General features: G+C 71.0%; 12 protein-coding genes. 3 read left to right on the top strand and 9 right to left on the bottom strand.

What is annotated here, in order from left to right:
- Nucleotides 1-53 precede the first annotated feature (53 nt).
- From AB0A65_RS02595 to AB0A65_RS02575, 5 genes are all read right to left on the bottom strand, one after another.
- A complete protein-coding gene (locus AB0A65_RS02595) occupies nt 54-1,445 on the bottom strand; it encodes a proton-conducting transporter membrane subunit (protein WP_359945570.1) in 1,392 nt (463 codons plus the stop codon).
- Nucleotides 1,442-3,196, bottom strand: coding sequence for an NADH-quinone oxidoreductase subunit M (locus AB0A65_RS02590; protein WP_359945567.1), 1,755 nt, complete (start codon nt 3,194-3,196; stop codon nt 1,442-1,444). The genes AB0A65_RS02595 and AB0A65_RS02590 overlap by 4 nt, the downstream gene beginning before the upstream one ends.
- Nucleotides 3,197-3,398: 202 nt before the next feature.
- A complete protein-coding gene (locus tag AB0A65_RS02585) occupies nt 3,399-5,183 on the bottom strand; it encodes an NADH-quinone oxidoreductase subunit L (protein WP_359945049.1) in 1,785 nt (594 codons plus the stop codon).
- A complete protein-coding gene (gene nuoK / locus AB0A65_RS02580; protein WP_359945046.1) occupies nt 5,180-5,512 on the bottom strand; it encodes an NADH-quinone oxidoreductase subunit NuoK in 333 nt (110 codons plus the stop codon). The genes AB0A65_RS02585 and nuoK overlap by 4 nt, the downstream gene beginning before the upstream one ends.
- Nucleotides 5,513-5,693: 181 nt before the next feature.
- Nucleotides 5,694-6,368 carry a TetR/AcrR family transcriptional regulator C-terminal domain-containing protein gene (locus tag AB0A65_RS02575; protein WP_359945043.1) on the bottom strand — a complete coding sequence of 225 codons (675 nt, stop codon included), beginning with the start codon at nt 6,366-6,368 and terminating at the stop codon, nt 5,694-5,696.
- 106 nt (nt 6,369-6,474) lie between these two features.
- Between AB0A65_RS02575 and AB0A65_RS02570 the strand changes: the two genes are divergently transcribed.
- Nucleotides 6,475-7,191 carry an NAD(P)H-binding protein gene (locus AB0A65_RS02570; protein ID WP_359945040.1) on the top strand — a complete coding sequence of 239 codons (717 nt, stop codon included), beginning with the start codon at nt 6,475-6,477 and terminating at the stop codon, nt 7,189-7,191.
- On the opposite strand, the gene mqnP is transcribed toward AB0A65_RS02570, so the two are convergent.
- Together mqnP and AB0A65_RS02560 are read right to left on the bottom strand one after the other, a co-directional pair.
- Nucleotides 7,188-8,072 (bottom strand): menaquinone biosynthesis prenyltransferase MqnP, encoded by an 885-nt coding sequence (gene mqnP / locus AB0A65_RS02565; RefSeq protein ID WP_359945037.1) that lies wholly within the window; start codon nt 8,070-8,072, stop codon nt 7,188-7,190. The two genes, AB0A65_RS02570 and mqnP, sit on opposite strands and share 4 nt — an antisense overlap.
- Nucleotides 8,065-9,534 carry a menaquinone biosynthesis decarboxylase gene (locus AB0A65_RS02560; RefSeq protein ID WP_359945034.1) on the bottom strand — a complete coding sequence of 490 codons (1,470 nt, stop codon included), beginning with the start codon at nt 9,532-9,534 and terminating at the stop codon, nt 8,065-8,067. The genes mqnP and AB0A65_RS02560 overlap by 8 nt, the downstream gene beginning before the upstream one ends.
- Before the next feature lie 333 nt (nt 9,535-9,867).
- On the opposite strand from AB0A65_RS02560, the gene AB0A65_RS02555 reads away from it, so the two are divergent.
- Both AB0A65_RS02555 and AB0A65_RS02550 read left to right on the top strand, forming a co-directional pair.
- On the top strand, nt 9,868-11,472 hold the full coding sequence (locus tag AB0A65_RS02555; protein WP_359945031.1) for an MFS transporter: 1,605 nt from the start codon (nt 9,868-9,870) through the stop codon (nt 11,470-11,472).
- A 14-nt stretch (nt 11,473-11,486) separates the two neighbouring features.
- Nucleotides 11,487-12,143: a TetR/AcrR family transcriptional regulator gene (locus AB0A65_RS02550; protein ID WP_359945028.1), complete on the top strand. Its 657-nt coding sequence runs from the start codon at nt 11,487-11,489 to the stop codon at nt 12,141-12,143.
- Nucleotides 12,144-12,323: 180 nt separating this feature from the next.
- On the opposite strand, the gene AB0A65_RS02545 is transcribed toward AB0A65_RS02550, so the two are convergent.
- A complete protein-coding gene (locus tag AB0A65_RS02545; RefSeq protein WP_359945025.1) occupies nt 12,324-14,084 on the bottom strand; it encodes a glycoside hydrolase family 6 protein in 1,761 nt (586 codons plus the stop codon).
- 332 nt (nt 14,085-14,416) lie between these two features.
- Nucleotides 14,417-15,856 carry a glycoside hydrolase family 6 protein gene (locus tag AB0A65_RS02540; RefSeq protein WP_359945022.1) on the bottom strand — a complete coding sequence of 480 codons (1,440 nt, stop codon included), beginning with the start codon at nt 15,854-15,856 and terminating at the stop codon, nt 14,417-14,419.
- Nucleotides 15,857-15,962: the final 106 nt, after the last annotated feature.

Raw genomic sequence — 15,962 nt, 5'->3', positions numbered from 1 at the left:
GTGGGAAAAGCAACGTCCTGGTTACGCCCAGTATTTCTGGACGAACTGGGAATTCACCGGGAAACGGACGTGAAGTCCAACACGAGCTGCGGCGCGAGCGACACGGCCAGGAGCGCGACGGCCGCGATGACCAGTGCGGCGGTGTACCGGCGCGGAACGGGTCCTGACCTGCCGGTGAGCACTGCGCGGGCGAGCGGCAGGTAGTACGCGAGTCCGACGACCGCCCCGGCCGCGACGACCACGGCCAGCCATACCGCCGACGACGCGAGCACTTCGAGGACCGCGACCTTGGCCACGGTGCCAGCGAGCGCGGGTGGCAGCCCGGCCAGGCCGATCACCGCGAACAGGAACACCGAGGCGGGCACCGGCGCGGCCTTCCACAGCCCGCCGAGGTCGGCGACGGCCCCGCCGTCCTCCGAGCGCACCGCGGTCAGGGCCGCGAAGACCCCGGCCTCCAGGAGCACGAAGAACACCGCGTACGCGAACGCGGCCGAGGCCGCCGCACCGGCGTGCTCCCTCCCGGCCGCGGTGGCGATGACGGCGAGCGGCGCGAGGGCGTACCCGGCGTGGGCGATCCCCGACCAGGCGAGGAGCGGCACGGTGCGGCGCTGCACGAGCGCCCCGAGGTTCCCGACCGCGATCGAGGCGACCGCGAGGACCGCGACGACGGCCCCGGCGCTCGGCACGTGCGGCAGCCCGAACCCGACGACCCAGACGATCGCGACGGCGCCGCCGAGCTTGGAGGCGCTCGCGAGGTAGGTGGCGACGGGGAGCGGGGCGCGTTCGAGGACGAGCGGCGCCCAGGCGTGGAGGGGCGCGGCGGCGAGTTTGAAGGCGAGCCCGGCGAGCAGGAGCGCGGTCCCGGCGGCGGTGAGACCCGCGTGGGCGCCCTCGGCGGTGGCCGCGAGTCCTTCCAAGTGGACGGTCCCGGTGGCGGCGTAGAGGAGCGCGGCGCCCATGAGGGCGGTCGCGGAGGAGGTCACGGAGGCGATGAGGAAGGTCGTCCCGGCTTCGGCGCCGTCGCGGCCGGGGCGGGTGACGAGGACGTACAGGGGGAGCGTGAGGGTCTCGACGGCGACGACGAGGGTGACGAGGTCGCGGGCCCCGGCGAGCGCGACGCCGCCTGCGGCGGAGGCGGTGAGGAGGAACCAGTACTCGCCGGGCTGATTTCCGCTGACCGCGGCGACGAGGAGGGCGAGGGCGGCGAACAGGGCGGCGGCGCCCATGGCGGCGTCGTCGGCGACGTAGGAGTGCCACTCGCCGACGGCGAACGTCGCCCGGTCGGGCCCGATGCCGATCCACACGGCCGCCGCAGTGGTCAGGCCGAGGCCGGTCATGGTGGCGGCCTTGGCGAACCGCCCCGCGAACAGCGCGATGACGGCGGTGGCCGCGGCGAGGTAGAGCGGCAGCATCGCGGCGTGGTCGATCGCTTGGGCGCGCATCAGAGGAGGCCCTCCGAGAATAGGGTGAGGAGCGGGCCGGGGACGAGCCCGAGGAGGAGCGTCCCGGCGACGAGCGGGGACCAGACGGCGGCTTCGGCGGCGGAGACGTCCCCGATGCCGAAGGTCGCGGGCGCGACGGGGCCGTGGCTGACGTGCCTGAGCATCCGCAGCAGGTAGGCGGCGGCGAGGAACGCGCCGAACGCGGCGGCCGCGGCGAGGAGGAGCCAGGCGCCGCCCCGTTCCGCGGCGGCGTACACGGTGAACGCCTCGCCCCAGAACCCGGCGAGGCCGGGCAGGCCGAGCGAGGCGAGGGCGGCGAACCCGAGGAGCCCGGCGAGCGCGGGTGCGGCGAGGCGCAGGCCGCCGAGGGCGGTGAGGCTGCCGGTGTGGGTGCGGGCCTTGAGGGCTCCGGCGAGGAAGAAGAGGAGGGGGGTGACGAGGCCGTGCGCGAGGTTCCCGAACAGGGCGGCGCGCACGCCCGCTTCGGTCCCGGCGGCGAACGCGAGGACCACGAATCCCATGTGGCCCACGGAGGAGTAGGCAATGAGGCGCTTGATCTCGGGCAGGCGCAGGCACACGAGGCCCGCGACGACGATCCCGAGCGCGGCGAGCACCGCGAGCACGGGCGCGGCGTCGGCCGCGCCTTCGGGGGCGAGGCCCCCGGCGACGCGGATGAGGCCGTAGGTGCCGAGCTTGAGGAGCACGCCCGCGAGCAGTACCGACCCCACGGTGGGCGCGGCCGTATGCGCATCGGGGAGCCAGGAATGAAGCGGCCAGAGCGGCGCCTTGACGGCGAACCCGATCGCCAGGAGCGAGAACACGAGCAGTGAGACGTCTCCGCTTACCCCGCCCGCGGCGATGATCGCGCCGAGGTCGGCGGTCCCGGTATCGGCGATGGCGACAAAGAGGCCGGTGGCCATGAGCAGCGACCCGGCGATGGTGAAGAGCGCGAACTTCGCGGCGGCCCGCCGCCGGGTGGCCGGGTCCCCGAACCGGTGCACGATGCCCCACATCGGCAGCAGCACCGCTTCGAACGCGATGAAGAACAGCACGAGGTTGTCGGCGAGGAACACGAGCGTCGACGCGGCCTGCACGGCCAGCAGCAGCGCGGTCAGCACGGGCGACTGCCACCCGTCCCGCTCCTCACCCCAGGCTCCGGCGGGCACCCCGTGCACCGGCGCCGCCGCCAGGGGAGGCCCCCCGATTTCAACGCTACCCGCGCCGTCCTGAAGGGAACCTGAAGCGCCCGATGCAACCTGAAGGTGACCTGAAGTCGCCGGACTCGCCGCGCGCACCCCAAGCACCGGCCCCCCGCCGCTCGGGGACCCCCCGTTTTCAACGCTACCTGCGGGTTCCTGAAGGGGAGCTGAAGCGGGCTGAAGGGAGGCTGAAGCGCTCGCCCGGTCGGCGCCGTAGAGGTCGGTGGCGCGCTGCTCGGCGCCGACGGCGTTGTGGAGGCAGCAGAGGACGCCGAGGAGCGCGGTGAGGAGGGCGAGGGTCCAGGAGATGCCGTCGACCGCGAGCGCGAATTCGAGGTGCAGTGAAGGGGCCCAGGGGATCGCGAGCCGGTGCCACCAGGTCGCCCCGTCCCCGGCGATGAGCGCCCCGGTGTCCCGCCCGACCGGCAGCAGCGCCACCGCGGCGAAAGCGAGCGCCGCCGCCCCGGCCCCGATCCAGTGCGCGTACGGCTTCCGCCGCAGCCCCCAGACCGCGAGGGCCCCGACCGCGGGCAGCGCCGCGGCCACCACCAGCATCAACTCCACAGTCCCACCCCACTTCGGCATGCGCCCGCTGTGCCCGACAGTCCTCTTCGGTCAGACCGCCTCACCCCGCGGCGCTGGCGGCTCCGCCCGCCGCCGCGCGAACCGGGACCGCGCTCCGCGCGGTCCTGCCTGTCGCCGGGAGCCGCTGCGCGGCCCCCGCACGCCCGCGCTGCGGGCGCGGCGAGTTCTCCGGTCACGTCCACAGGCTCACCCCGATCGCGACCGCCGCGACCACGAGGGTTCCGGCAGCACTCAGGCGGAGGTAGCGGACCAGGCCGCCCCGGTGGCCCGCCGCGGTGTGCTCGGCCGCTACGACCGTGGCTCGTGCCGAGCCCTCGACGGCTCCGCCGTCGACCAGGCGCACGTCGAGGGCCGTCGCGGCGGCGCTGAGCGCCGCCGCTGCGCCGCGGGTCGCCTTGGACGCCAGGCGTTCCGCGTACAGGCCCTCGGCGAGCGGGCCGCGGGCGCGGCCCAGCACGCGCGCCGGGTCGCGGTCGGGGACCGGTTCGCGGGCGCGGCCGTCGCGCCACCAGGAGTCGGCGACCACGGCGATGCCGCCGAGCGTGGCGAGCAGCAGCAGCGCCATCAGGTCCCCGTGGAGCGCGGGCACCTCGAACGGCCCAGCGTAGTAGAGGGCACCGACAAGAACCGTGGCCGCGGTCAGCGCCCACAGGCTGAACGACTCGGCGCGCGGCACCGCCGGCAGCGCCGAAGGCCCGGCGCCGCGCCAGAACAGCAGCAGCCACAGCCGCGTCGCGTACGCCGCGGTCAGGATGCTCGCGCCGACCCCCGCCCAGAACACCACGACCCCCGCCGGGGTCCCGGCCTCGTAGGCCGCGCCGAGCACGGTCTCCTTCGAGTAGAACCCGCCCAGCGGCGGCAGGCCCGCCATCGCCGCGAGCCCGATCGTCATGGCCCAGAACGCGAGCCGCGAATCGCCCGGCCGCAGCCGCGTCGCCCGCAGCGACCCGTCCGTGCCCGCCAGGGCGATCACGACGCCAGCGGTCAGGAACAGCAGTCCCTTGAACGCCGCGTGCGCGACAAGGTGGAACAGCGCCGCGCCACCGGCCGCGACCGCCACGGCAGCGAACATGAACCCGACCTGCGAGACCGTCGACCACGCGAGCACGCCCTTGACGTCCCGCGCCGCCAGCGCGCACAGCCCCGCGCCGACCATCGTCACGGCCGCCACGACGGCGACAACGAGCAGCAGGTCCGCGGGCCAGGCCGGGAGGAGCCGGGTGAGCACGTACGCGCCCGCCGCGACCATCGTCGCGGCGTGGATGAGCGCGGACACCGGGGTCGGGCCGGCCATGGCCGGGGGGAGCCAGATCTGGAGGGGGAACTGCGCGGACTTCCCGATGCAGCCGAACAGGATCAGGAGCATCGCGAGCGCCGGGGCGTCGTGGACCTCGCCGATCCGGAAGGTGCCCGAGGCGACGCCGAGCATCATGACGCCGAGGACGAACGCCACGTCGCCGAAGCGCGTCACCAGGAACGCCTTCGCCGCGGCGCCCGGCGCCTCCGGGAGCTTCGCGTAGTGGGCGATGAGCAGGTACGAGCAGGCGCCCATGACCTCCCATCCGATGAGGAGGAGCACGAGGTCGTCGGCGGCGACGACGAGGAGCATCGCGGCGCAGAACAGGTTCACCTGGGCGGCGAAGGGCGCGTAGCGGGGGTCGTCGCGCAGGTAGGCGGCCGAGTAGAGCTGCACGAGGAAGGACACGAACCCGGTGGCGAGCGCGACGGCGCACGCGCCGGGGGAGAGGTCCAGGGCCGCAACGACTTCGATCGAGCCGAAGTCGGCGAGCGCATAGGACGCGTGCGGGTTGGCGAACGAGACGGCCGCGGCGCAGACGAGGGCGATCCCAGGGCCCGCGTAGGCGAGGACCACCGCGAGGTCCCTGCGGCGCACCAGGAGTCCGGCGAGCCCTGCGGCGGCGGGGGCGGCGATGAGGAGCCAGGCGAGGGCGGTCACCGGGGCACCCGCCGGTCCGCGGCGTCATCGGCGGCGTCGTCTTCGGGGAGGCCGTCGGTGTCGATGGAGGCGCGCTCGCGCCAGAGGTTGAGCACGAGCGCGAGCCCGACGCCGACTTCGGCGGCGGCGATGACCACGATGAACAGTGCGAAGCTCTGCCCGGTGTGGGAGCGGACGACGAGGTCGGTGGTGACGAGGACGAGGTGGACGCCGCCGAGCATGAGTTCGGCGGCGGCGAGCTGGAGGACGGCGTTGCGTCGCGTGAGGACGCCGTAGAGGCCGAAGGCGAAGAGGCCCACGGCGATCAGGTACCCGATCAGCGGATGCACCGGGACCTCCCGGCGGGGAGGGGATCGGTCGATCGGGGCCACATGGCCCCATCTTGGACCACGGGGGTCGTGAAAGTCCAGACCCGGGGCCGTGTCGATCCGGCCGGAACGCCGGGCCGCGGGCCCGGCGCGCCCCCCGGTCACCACCGGCCCCACGGTCCACGCCGGACCGGCCGGGGCGTCACCAGTCGGGGCGGCGGTGCTCCATGCCGTCGAGGATGAGGTCGAGGCCGATCGCGAACTCGTCGGCGTAGGCGTAGCCGGGCTTCATGGCGTGGTCCACGGCGATCTCGAAGAGGTGGGGGAAGTGGTCCGCGGCCTGGGCCATCATGCCCTCGGTGAGGGCCTGCATGTCGTCGCCGCCCGCGGAGTCGAAGGGGAGGGCGGCCTCCTGGATGGCGAAGCCGTAGACGTAGCTGTCGAGGAGCGAGATGGAGTGGGCCGCACCGGCGACGGTGAAGCCGTCGGCGCGCAGGCATCCGAGGACGGCGTCGTGGTGGCGGAGGGTCGCGGGGCCCGCGTTGAGCCGCGAGTCCATGAGGCCGACGGCCCAGGGGTGGCGGCCGAGGGCCGCGCGCATCGATCCGGCGCGGCGTCGCATGCCCTCGCGCCAGGGCTCGCCCTTCGCGGGGAGCTCCACCTCGGCGAACACGAGGTCGACCATGCCGTCGAGGAGCTCGTCCTTGTTCTTGAAGTGGTGGTAGAGGGCCATGGCCCGCACGCCGAGGCGTTCGGCGAGCTTGCGCGTGCTGGGGACCTCGCCGCCCGCGGCGTCGGCCATGCCGACGGCGGCGTGCAGGACCTTCTCCCTGGTCAGCGTGCCGCGGGCGGTGCCGTTGGCGGGTTCGTCGGTCACGTGGCGCTCCTGTCCGTCCGCCGTACTGTACACCGTACAGTTTTCCTGTACAGTGTAAAGGAGGAAGTACCCTTCAGCAGAGCACTCTTCAACCCAGGAGCACGTCATGGAACCCATCCCGCAGACCGGCGTCGGCAAGAAGGTCTGCATCGTCGGCGCCTCAGGCAAGCTCGGCCGCTACATGGTGCGGCACGCGCTCGACCGCGGCTACGAGGTCGTCGGCGTCTGCCGCGAGAAGAGCGTCCCCAAACTCGCCGACTACGCCGGCCGGATCACCGTCGTCGGCGCCTTCACGAACGACCGCGACGCCATCGCCGGCGCCGTCGACGGCTGCGACGCCGTCCTCTCCGTCCTCGTCCCCTGGGGCGTCCACGACTACGCGTCCGGCACGGCCAAGGCCGTCATGGACTTCGCGAAGCCCGGTGCGCGCCTGGTCTTCTCGTGCGGCTGGCACATCACCCGCGACGGCGAGGACAAGTACAAGCGCGGCATCAAGGCGGCCGTCGCGTTCGCCAGGTTCATGAAGATCACGCGCCTGGTGGACATCGCCGACCAGTACCGGGCCACGGACATGATCTTCAACAGCGACACCCGCTGGACCGTCGTGCGCGGCTCCGACCTCGAAGAGGGCGAGAGCCAGGGCCTCCCGGTCTGGAGCCGCCACGTCGGCGACCCGGTCCTGGAGAGCAACCTGACCCGCCGCACCGACTTCGCGCTGTTCATGGTCGCCGCCATCGAGGACGACGCGCTCGTGCGCGAGGCGCCCGCCATCAACGGCCGCCTCACCCCGTCGGCGCTCGCCCACGCGGCGGACGCCGCCTAGCGCAGCAGCAGGTCCGCCAGCGCGAACGCGAACAGCGCCACGGCCACGAAGCCGTTGGCGGTGAAGAAGGCCCGGTTGACCTTCGACAGGTCGCCGGGCCGCACGATCGAGTGCTCGTAGACCAGCGCGGCCGAGACCAGCGCGAGCCCGATCCAGTACAGGAGCCCGAAGCCGGTGAGCAGTCCGAACCACGCGAACAGGGCCACGGTGACCACGTGCGCGACGGAGGAGGCGTGGAGCGCGGCCTTCACGCCCCAGCGGGCCGGGGTCGAGCGGACGCCGATCTCGCGGTCGATCGCCACGTCCTGGCACGCGTAGATCAGGTCGAACGCGCCGATCCAGAGGCCCACGGCCGCACCGAGGACGATCGCCGGGCCCGAGCCCGCGAACGTCCCGGTGACGGCCAGCCAGGCGCCCACGGGGGCGACCATCTGCGCGAGGCCGAGCACGGCGTGCGGGTAGTTCGTGAACCGCTTCGCGTACGGGTAGACGATCAGCGGCGCCACGGCGAGGGGGCTCAGGTAGAGGCACAGCGGGTTGAGCAGGGACGCCGAGGCGAGCAGTACGACGAGGCTGACGGCGCAGCCGGTGTACGCGGTCTTGAGCGAGACCTTGCCGGTGACGAGCTCGCGCTGGGCCGTGCGGGGGTTCTGCGCGTCGATCCTCCGGTCGATGATCCGGTTGGCGGCCATGGCGAGGGTGCGGGCGGCGACCATCGCGAGGGTGACCAGGACCAGGTCCCACCAGGAGAACGCGTCCTCCAGGGTCATGACGGTGAGCGTCGAGAGGTACGCGAAGGGCAGCGCGAACACCGAGTGCTCGAAGGCGACGAGCTTCAGGAAGTCCTTGACGTGATTGGGTCTGGAGGCGGTGTCAGTCAATTCCGTATTCTTTCCAGCGTCGGTCCACGGTGGCCTTCACGGACGCGCTCATGCGCATCGCCTCGGGCCAGCCGCGCGTGTAGCCCTCCTCGGGCCACTTCGCGGTCGCGTCGATCCCGGCCTTGCCGCCCCAGAACTGGTGGTACGAGGCGTGGTCGAGGTGGTCCACCGGGCCCTCGGTGAGCAGCAGGTCCCGCGAGTAGTCCACGTTCCCCAGTGCGCGCCAGGCGACCTCGCGGTAGTCGTGCACGTCGCAGTCCGCGTCCACCACCACGATGAGCTTCGTCAGGCTCATCATCTGGAGGCCCCAGATCGCGCTCATCACCTTCTGCGCCTGCTTCGGGAACTTCTTGTCGATCGAGACGATCACGCAGTTGTGGAACACCCCTGCGGCCGGCATGTCGTAGTCCACGATCTCCGGGATCATGATCTTGACCAGCGGCAGGAACGTCCGCTCCGTGGCCTTCCCCAGCCCGTGGTCCTCCTGGGGCGGGGCCGAGGTGATGATCGTGTGGTAGACCGGCTTCTGCCGCATCGTCATGGTCTCGACGTGCATCACCGGGAACGGCTCCACCGGCGTGTAGAAGCCCGTGTGGTCCCCGAAGGGCCCCTCCGGCATCCGCTCGCCCGGCTCGGCCCAGCCCTCCAGGACGATCTGCGAGTTCGCCGGGACCTGGAGCGGCACGCTCAGGCAGTCGGCCATCTCGACCCGCTCGCCCCGCAGGAAGCCCGCGAACAGGTACTCGTCGATGTCCGGCGGGAGCGGCGCGGTCGCCGCGTACGCCATCACCGGGTCCGCGCCGATCGCGATCGCCACCGGGAGGCGCTCGCCGCGCTTCTCGGCCTCGGCGTAGTGGGAGGTCGAGTTCTTGTGGATCTGCCAGTGGAGGCCGATCGTGCGCTCGTCGTGCTGCTGGAGCCGGTACAGGCCCACGTTCCGCTTCCCGGTCTCCGGGTGCTTGGTGTGGGTGAGCCCGAAGTTGTGGAAGACCCCGCCGTCGCCGGGCCACACCTGGAGGCCCGGGAGCATGTTGAGGTCCACGTCGTCGCCGGTGAAGACGACCTCCTGGCACGGCGCCTTCTTCACGCGCTTGGGCGGCACCGACTTGAGCTGCATGAGCTTGCCGAGGCCGTCGCGGATGCCCGCCCAGCCGACGGGCAGCTCGGGCTTGGCGAGCTCGCCGATGCGCTGGCCGATCTCGTCGAGGTCGCCGACGCCGAGGGCCTTCGCGGTGCGCTCGGTGGTGCCGAACAGGTTGATTGCGAGGGGGATGTCGCTGCCCGCGGGCCGCTCGAACAGGAGCGCGGGCCCGCCGTCGCGGACCACCCGCTGCACGATCTCGGAGATCTCCAGGTGCGGGTCGACCTCGGCAGTGATCCGCTTCAGGTCGCCGTCGGCTTCGAGGGCGGCCAGGAACGACTGGAGGTCGTCGTAAGGGAACTTGGGTGCCACGGAGCCCATTCAACCACCCGGGGCCGGGAGCGCCCGGCGAGGCCGATGCGGAGTGAACACGGTCCTTCGCACGGAGTTCACGGTCCTGTCGCACCCCGGCGGTACGATTCCCTGTGATCTACTTAACGATACGGTACCGTATCGTTTCGAAATGCCGTAGAGTTCCGGGCAACACCAGGCCGCGCCCTGCGAAGCCCCAGGCTCACGAGCACGCGCCGCCCGCGCCCGGGACGTCACGAATCCCGCCCGCGGAACGTCATAGACGACAAGACACCACCCGCGGTATCGGCGCCGCGGCGACATCTCCGCACCACCAGGTGCGATCGCAGAAATGGAAACCCTGTGAGCGAAACCCGTTCCGTTCCGGCCCCAGCGGCGGGAACCGACGACGACCACGGCCACCCCCGCAGGTGGGCCATCCTGAGCGTCCTCGTGCTCAGCCTCATCGTGGTCGTCCTCGACAACACCGTCCTCAACGTCGCCATGAAGACCCTGGCAGAGCCCGACCCCGTCGGCGTCGGCGCCACCCAGAGCGACCTCGCCTGGATGATCAACTCGTACACGCTCGTCTTCGCGGGCCTCCTGTTCGCGTCCGGCATCATCGGCGACCGCATCGGCCGCAAGCGGATGCTCCTGGCCGGCCTCGTCGTCTTCGGCATCGCCTCCCTGCTCTCCGCCTACGCCACCACGCCCGACCAGCTCATCTGGTACCGCGCCCTCATGGGCGCCGGCGCCGCGGTCATGATGCCCTCGACGCTGTCACTCCTGCGCAACGTCTTCCCCGCCAAGGAGTTCCCGAAGGCCCTCGGCATCTGGACCGGCGCGGTCGGCATCGGCGGCGCCATCGGCCCGATCGTCGGCGGCGCGCTCCTCGACCACTTCTGGTGGGGCTCGGTCTTCCTCATCAACGTCCCGATCGTCGTGTTCGGCCTCATCGCCATCACGATCCTCGCGCCCGAGTCCAAGGGCAGCCAGGCCAAGGCCGACTTCGTCGGCATGGCCCTGTCCATGATCGGCCTCGTCAGCCTCACCTACGGCATCATCGAGGCCGGCGACGCCGGCTCGTGGGCCGGCGTCGAGGTCTGGGGCACCATCGCCCTCGGCGTCCTCGTCCTGATCGGGTTCGTCCTCTGGGAGCGGCGCATCCCGCACGCCTCCCTGGACATGAAGCTGTTCAAGAACACCCGCTTCTCCGCGTCCTCGGCGATCATCACCCTGACGTTCTTCGGGATGATGGGCCTGATGTTCTTCATGACCTTCTACCTCCAGATCCTGAAGGGCTACTCGCCGCTGGAGACCGGCCTGCTGTTCCTGCCGTTCGGCGCCGCGATGCTCGTCTTCGCGCCGCTGTCGAACACGCTCGTCAACAAGTTCGGCGCCAAGACCGTCGGCATCGTCGCGATGCTCCTGGTCATCACCAACTTCGCGGTGACCGCGTTCGTCTTCGAGGCCGACACCTCCGTGTGGGTCGTCATCGTCCTGTTCCTCATCACCGGCGCCGGCATGGCCAACCTCATGCCGCCCGCGATGAACACGCTGATGTCCTCGGTCCCCAGGGAGAAGGCCGGCGTCGGCTCCGCCCTCGCCAACACGCTCCGCCAGGTCGGCGGCGCCCTCGGCGTGGCCGTGCTCGGCACGATCATGGCCCAGGTCTACCGGACCCAGATCACCGACGCGGCCCCGCAGCTGCCGGACGCCGCCCGCGAGTCCTACGCGTCCACCTACGGCGCCCTGGAGTCCGGGGCGATCCCGGCCGACGCGGCCGCCCAGGTCGCGCAGGCCGCGAACGACTCCTTCATCCACGCCCTCCACACCACCGCGCTCGCCGCGGTCGGCGTCGGCGTGGTCGGCCTCGTCATCATCGCGCTGTTCTTCCCCGGGAAGCGCCGCGCCGAAGGGACCGAGACCCCCGCCGAAGCGGCCGAGCCCGCGCTCGTCGAGGTCTGAGGGACAATCGAGTCATGCGACCCGAGCTCCGCGATGCGACCGCCCACCACCGGGCCCCTGCGCCGACGACCCCCGCCAAGGGCCGCCCACGCAGCCAGGCGGTGAGCGAGTCCATCCTGGAAGCGGTGCTGGACCTCATCGCGGAGCACGGGAACGTCACCGACGTCAGCGTCGAGGGCGTCGCGGAGCTGTCGGGCGTCTCGAAGGCCACCATCTACCGGCGCTGGTCCTCCAAGGAGGAGCTCGTCGCCGCGGCCTTCGAGAGCATCAAGGCCCCCGCTCCCGAGGGCATCCCGCACACCTCGCTGCGCGACGACCTCGTGTACCTCGGCAACAACATGCGCCGCACCTACGGCCCCCGCGACATGAAGGTCGTGCGGTGCATGATGACCGTCTTCCACGAGGACCCCGAGTACAAGCGCCACCACGACCGGCTCGTGGAGCTGCGGCGCAAGTACGTGCGCGACACGTTCGCGTACTGGGCCGAACGCGGCGAGGTCGCCGCGGACCTCGACCTCGACCTGGCGGTCGCGATGTTCACCAGCCCGCTCCTGACGATCTTCGTCTACGGGCAGTACCCGCACCTCCAAGGCGACGACACCGTCGAGCGCTTCGTCGACAACCTCTTGCGGGGGCTCGGCGGCCCGCTCTGCGAGACCCGCAACCCGTAAGCGGCGCAAGCGCACTGCGGCCCCGACCGGTCACCGACCGGCCGGGGCCGCACTGCGTCGCACTCAGGTTTGCGACCGGGCCCCGCCGTCCCGCGGGGCCCGGTCTCCGGAAGGAACCGAGGATGTGGTCAGGGGGCCCGGCGATCCGCCTCCCGGAACGCCGGGCCCGGTACTGCCGCCCTAGTTGACGGGCGGGTAGGCGTTCTCCAGGAGCTCCTGGAACTGCTCGGACGACCAGTGGCCCGACAGCGGCATGTCGTCACGCGCCCCGGAGGGGTTGTTGCCGTTGCGGATGTTGCCGCCGTAGTCCGGGTCGCACATCTGGTCGAAGCCCTTGCCCTCGTCGTTCGGGATGGCCTCGGACGCGCCGTCGGACTCGCCCGGGGGCTTGATCCAGACGTAGGCGTCGATCCAGGACTCCGGGTCGGCCTGCGGGCGCTCGCCCAGGCCGGCTCCGGCCTGGTTGCACCAGTTGCCCTTCTGGAAGCGCTGGTCGATGCGGGACTCGTCAACGAAGGTCACCGGGTTCGTCGAGGTCGACGGGCCGGTCGGGCGGTAGTCGCCGCCCCAGCCGTTGCGGCTGGTGTCGATCAGCATGCCGATGTCGGAGTTGAACCCGTTGTCGATGAGCTCCTCGCGGAACGCCTCGGTGAAGTCCTTCTCGTTGTTGAAGTCGTTCCAGTCGACCCACGGGAGGTTCGGGTTCTGGTTCAGCGCCTGGCCGCCGACGACCTGGTCGACCGCCCAGTAGGGCTCCTCCAGCACCGAGTAGTTCGCGGTGTTCGAGATGAAGCCGTGGACGTCGTCCGCGGTCATCCCGTTCTCACCGATCAGCGAGCCGAACAGGGCCGCCGCGGCGTGGAAGTTGTCGTACTGCGCGTTCGTGTCGCCCCAGCCGATCCAGCCGTGGTGGCCGGCGTCGATGTAGTTGTACGTGTTCGGCAGGGAGCCCAGCTCCGCCGTCGCGTACGAGACGCCGTTCACGTAGTTGCCGTTGGCCTTCATCGTGTCGCAGTTCGCGGTCGCGGTCGCGCGCGGCGTCACGTTGGTGACCAGGTTCGGCAGCGAGTCGATCTCGATCACGTTGACGATCTTCAGGTCGGCGTACTTCGCCTGGCCCATGATGTCGACGATCGGGTCGATGTACTCGCTCTTGTAGCGGCCGATCTCGGTCGCGCCGAGCTGGCCGTTCGAGGCGAGCGCCGCGCAGTCGCGGCCCGGCAGGTTGTAGATGACGATCTGGATGACGTCCGCGCCCTGCGCGAGCGCCTCGTCCAGGTGGTCCTCCAGGCCCATCGACCCGGTGGTCGGGGAGCCGTTGCCGTAGATCGCGGAGGTCTGGTCCAGCCACACGCCGGTGGGCTCGTCGGCCACGGCGGAGCCGCCGGGCTCGGCCGCGGCGCGGTCGGACCACTGCGGGTTCACGTAGACCTGCGAACCGGTGTAGGGGTTGTCGACCTTGTCGCCGCCGCCCGGGTTGCCCGGGTCCTCAGTGGTCGGCGGGTTGCTGGTCGGCGGCTGGGTGGTCCCGTTGCAGACGTCGCCGTTGATGGTGAACTGCGCCGGCGTGGTCGAGGAGCCCGAACCGATGAAGCCGAACACCTCCTTGCTCTGGCCCGAGGCAATGGAGCCGTTCCAGCCGACGTCCTTACCGGTGAAGGCGGTGCCGCTCTGGGTGTAGCTGACGTTCCACGCGCTGGAGACGGTGGTGCCCGAGGGGAAGTTCCACTTCAGCTCCCAGCCGTTGATCGCCTCCTGCGCGGTGATCGTGACGTTGGCCTGGAAACCGGAGCCCCAGCTGCTGACGACCTTGTAGTCGACCTTGCAGCCTTCTTCGGCGAGTGCCTGGTTCGCCGAAGCGAAGGTGAGCCCGGTGGCGGCGAGCGCGGCGACCGCGACGCCGATGATGGCCAATCTCCTTCGTTTCTTAGGTACTTGCATGTTTCGATGTCCTTCGGGGTTGAAGGGCCGCGCGCGGGCGGCCCGGAACGGGTGTCCATCGAGGGAAGCGCTCCCAAGATGTGCATTGATAATCTCCGATATATAGATGGGCTGTCAAGAGGTCCGGCTGGATATTTCGCGCATGGGAGCGCTGGAGCCACCCGTTTCACGCCCGACCGGCCGCCCGGCAAGCGCTTGAATCAGTGAAAACGCTCCCGCGGAAACCAGAAGGGCTGCTTAGAAAAAGTTCGGGGCACGGCGGCGGGGCCGCGCGTCCTGCGCGGCCCCGCCGTCTTCCGGTGGGCGGAGTGCCGGTCCGCCCGTGTCCCCGCCTAGCTCACCGGCGGGTACGCGTTCTCCAGCAGCTCCTGGAACTGCTCCGAGGACCAGTGGCCCGACAGCGGCATGTCGTCCCGGGCGCCCGAGGGGTTGTTCCCGTTGCGCGGGTTCCCCTGGTAGTCGGGGTCGCACATCTGGTCGAAGCCCTTGCCCTCGTCGTTCGGGATCTCCTCGGAGGCGCCGTCCGACTCCCCCGGGGGCTTGATCCAGACGTAGGCGTCGATGCCCGCCTCCGGGCTCGCCTGCGGGCGCTCGCCGAGGCCGGCTCCGGCCTGGTTGCACCAGTTGCCCTTCTGGATGCGCTGGTCGATGCGCGACTCGTCGACGAAGGTCACCGCGTCGGTCGAGGAGGAGGGGCCGGTGGGCCGGTCCGCGCCGCCCCAGCCGTTGCGGCTGGTGTCGATGAGCATGCCCACATTGCTGTTGAAACCGCTGCTCACAAGCTCGTCGCGGAACGCCGTGGCGAAGTCGATCTCGCCGTTGAAGTCGTTCCAGTCCACCCACGGCAGGTTCGGGTTCTGGTTGAGCGGCTGCCCGCCGACGTTCTGGTCGACCTCCCAGTACGGCTCTTCGAGCGCCGAGTAGTTCGCGGTGTTCGTGATGAAGCCGTGGACGTCGTCGGCCGTCATGCCGTTCTGGCCGATGAGCGAGCCGAACATCTCCGCGGACGCGAAGAAGTTGTCGTACTGCGGGTTGGTGTCGCCCCAGCCGATCCAGCCGTGGTGGCCGGCGTCCAGGTAGTTGTAGGTGTTCGGCAGCGCGCCGAGCTCGGCGGCGGCGTAGGAGATGCCGTCCTGGTAGTTCCCGTTCGCGAGCATGGTGTCGCAGTTGGGGGTCGCGGTGGCGCGGGGCGTCACGTTGGTGACCAGGTTCGGCAGCGAGTCGATCTCGATGACGTTGACGATCCGCAGCGACGCGTACGCCGGGTCCGCCTGGATCTCGGCGATCGGGTCGATGTACTCGGTCTTGTACCGGTCGATCGCGTCCGCGGGCAGCTCGCCGTTGGAGGCGAGCGCCGCGCAGTCGCGGCCCGGCAGGTTGTAGATGACGATCTGGACGACGTCGGAGCCCTGCACCAGGGCCTCGTCGAGGTGGTCGCGCAGCCCCATGGAGCCGGTGGTGGGGGAGTCGTTCCCCTCGATGGCGCTGGTGCGGTCGAGCCACACGCCGGTGGGCTCGTCCGCGACGGCGGAGCCGCCCGGCTCGGCCGCGGCGTTGGCCGACCAGATGGGGTTGACGTAGACCTGCGCGCCCTCGTAGGGGTTGTCGACCTTCGCCTGCTGTGCCTCGACAGGGCTTTCTTCGACCGTGTTCTCCTCGGCGCCGGCGGTGGTCACCGCCAGGGCGCTGACGGTCGCGGCGGCGGCCGCCGCCGCGCCGAGTGCGACGATTCTCCTGCGGCCGCTGTGGTGTCTGCTTCGGTTGAGCGTCATGTGCCTTCCCTTTGCTGGTCGGGGCTGGGGAACGGCTCCGCGTGTACCGGGTGTCCACGGAAGCGCTCCCAACATCACATCGAAGTTTGCCTATGTATCACAGTGA

The organism is Glycomyces sp. NPDC047010, from assembly GCF_040644205.1.
GTDB lineage: Bacteria > Actinomycetota > Actinomycetes > Mycobacteriales > Micromonosporaceae > Glycomyces.
The sequence above is the reverse complement of the archived record's forward strand: the minus strand, read 5'-3'. Positions and strand labels throughout refer to the sequence as shown.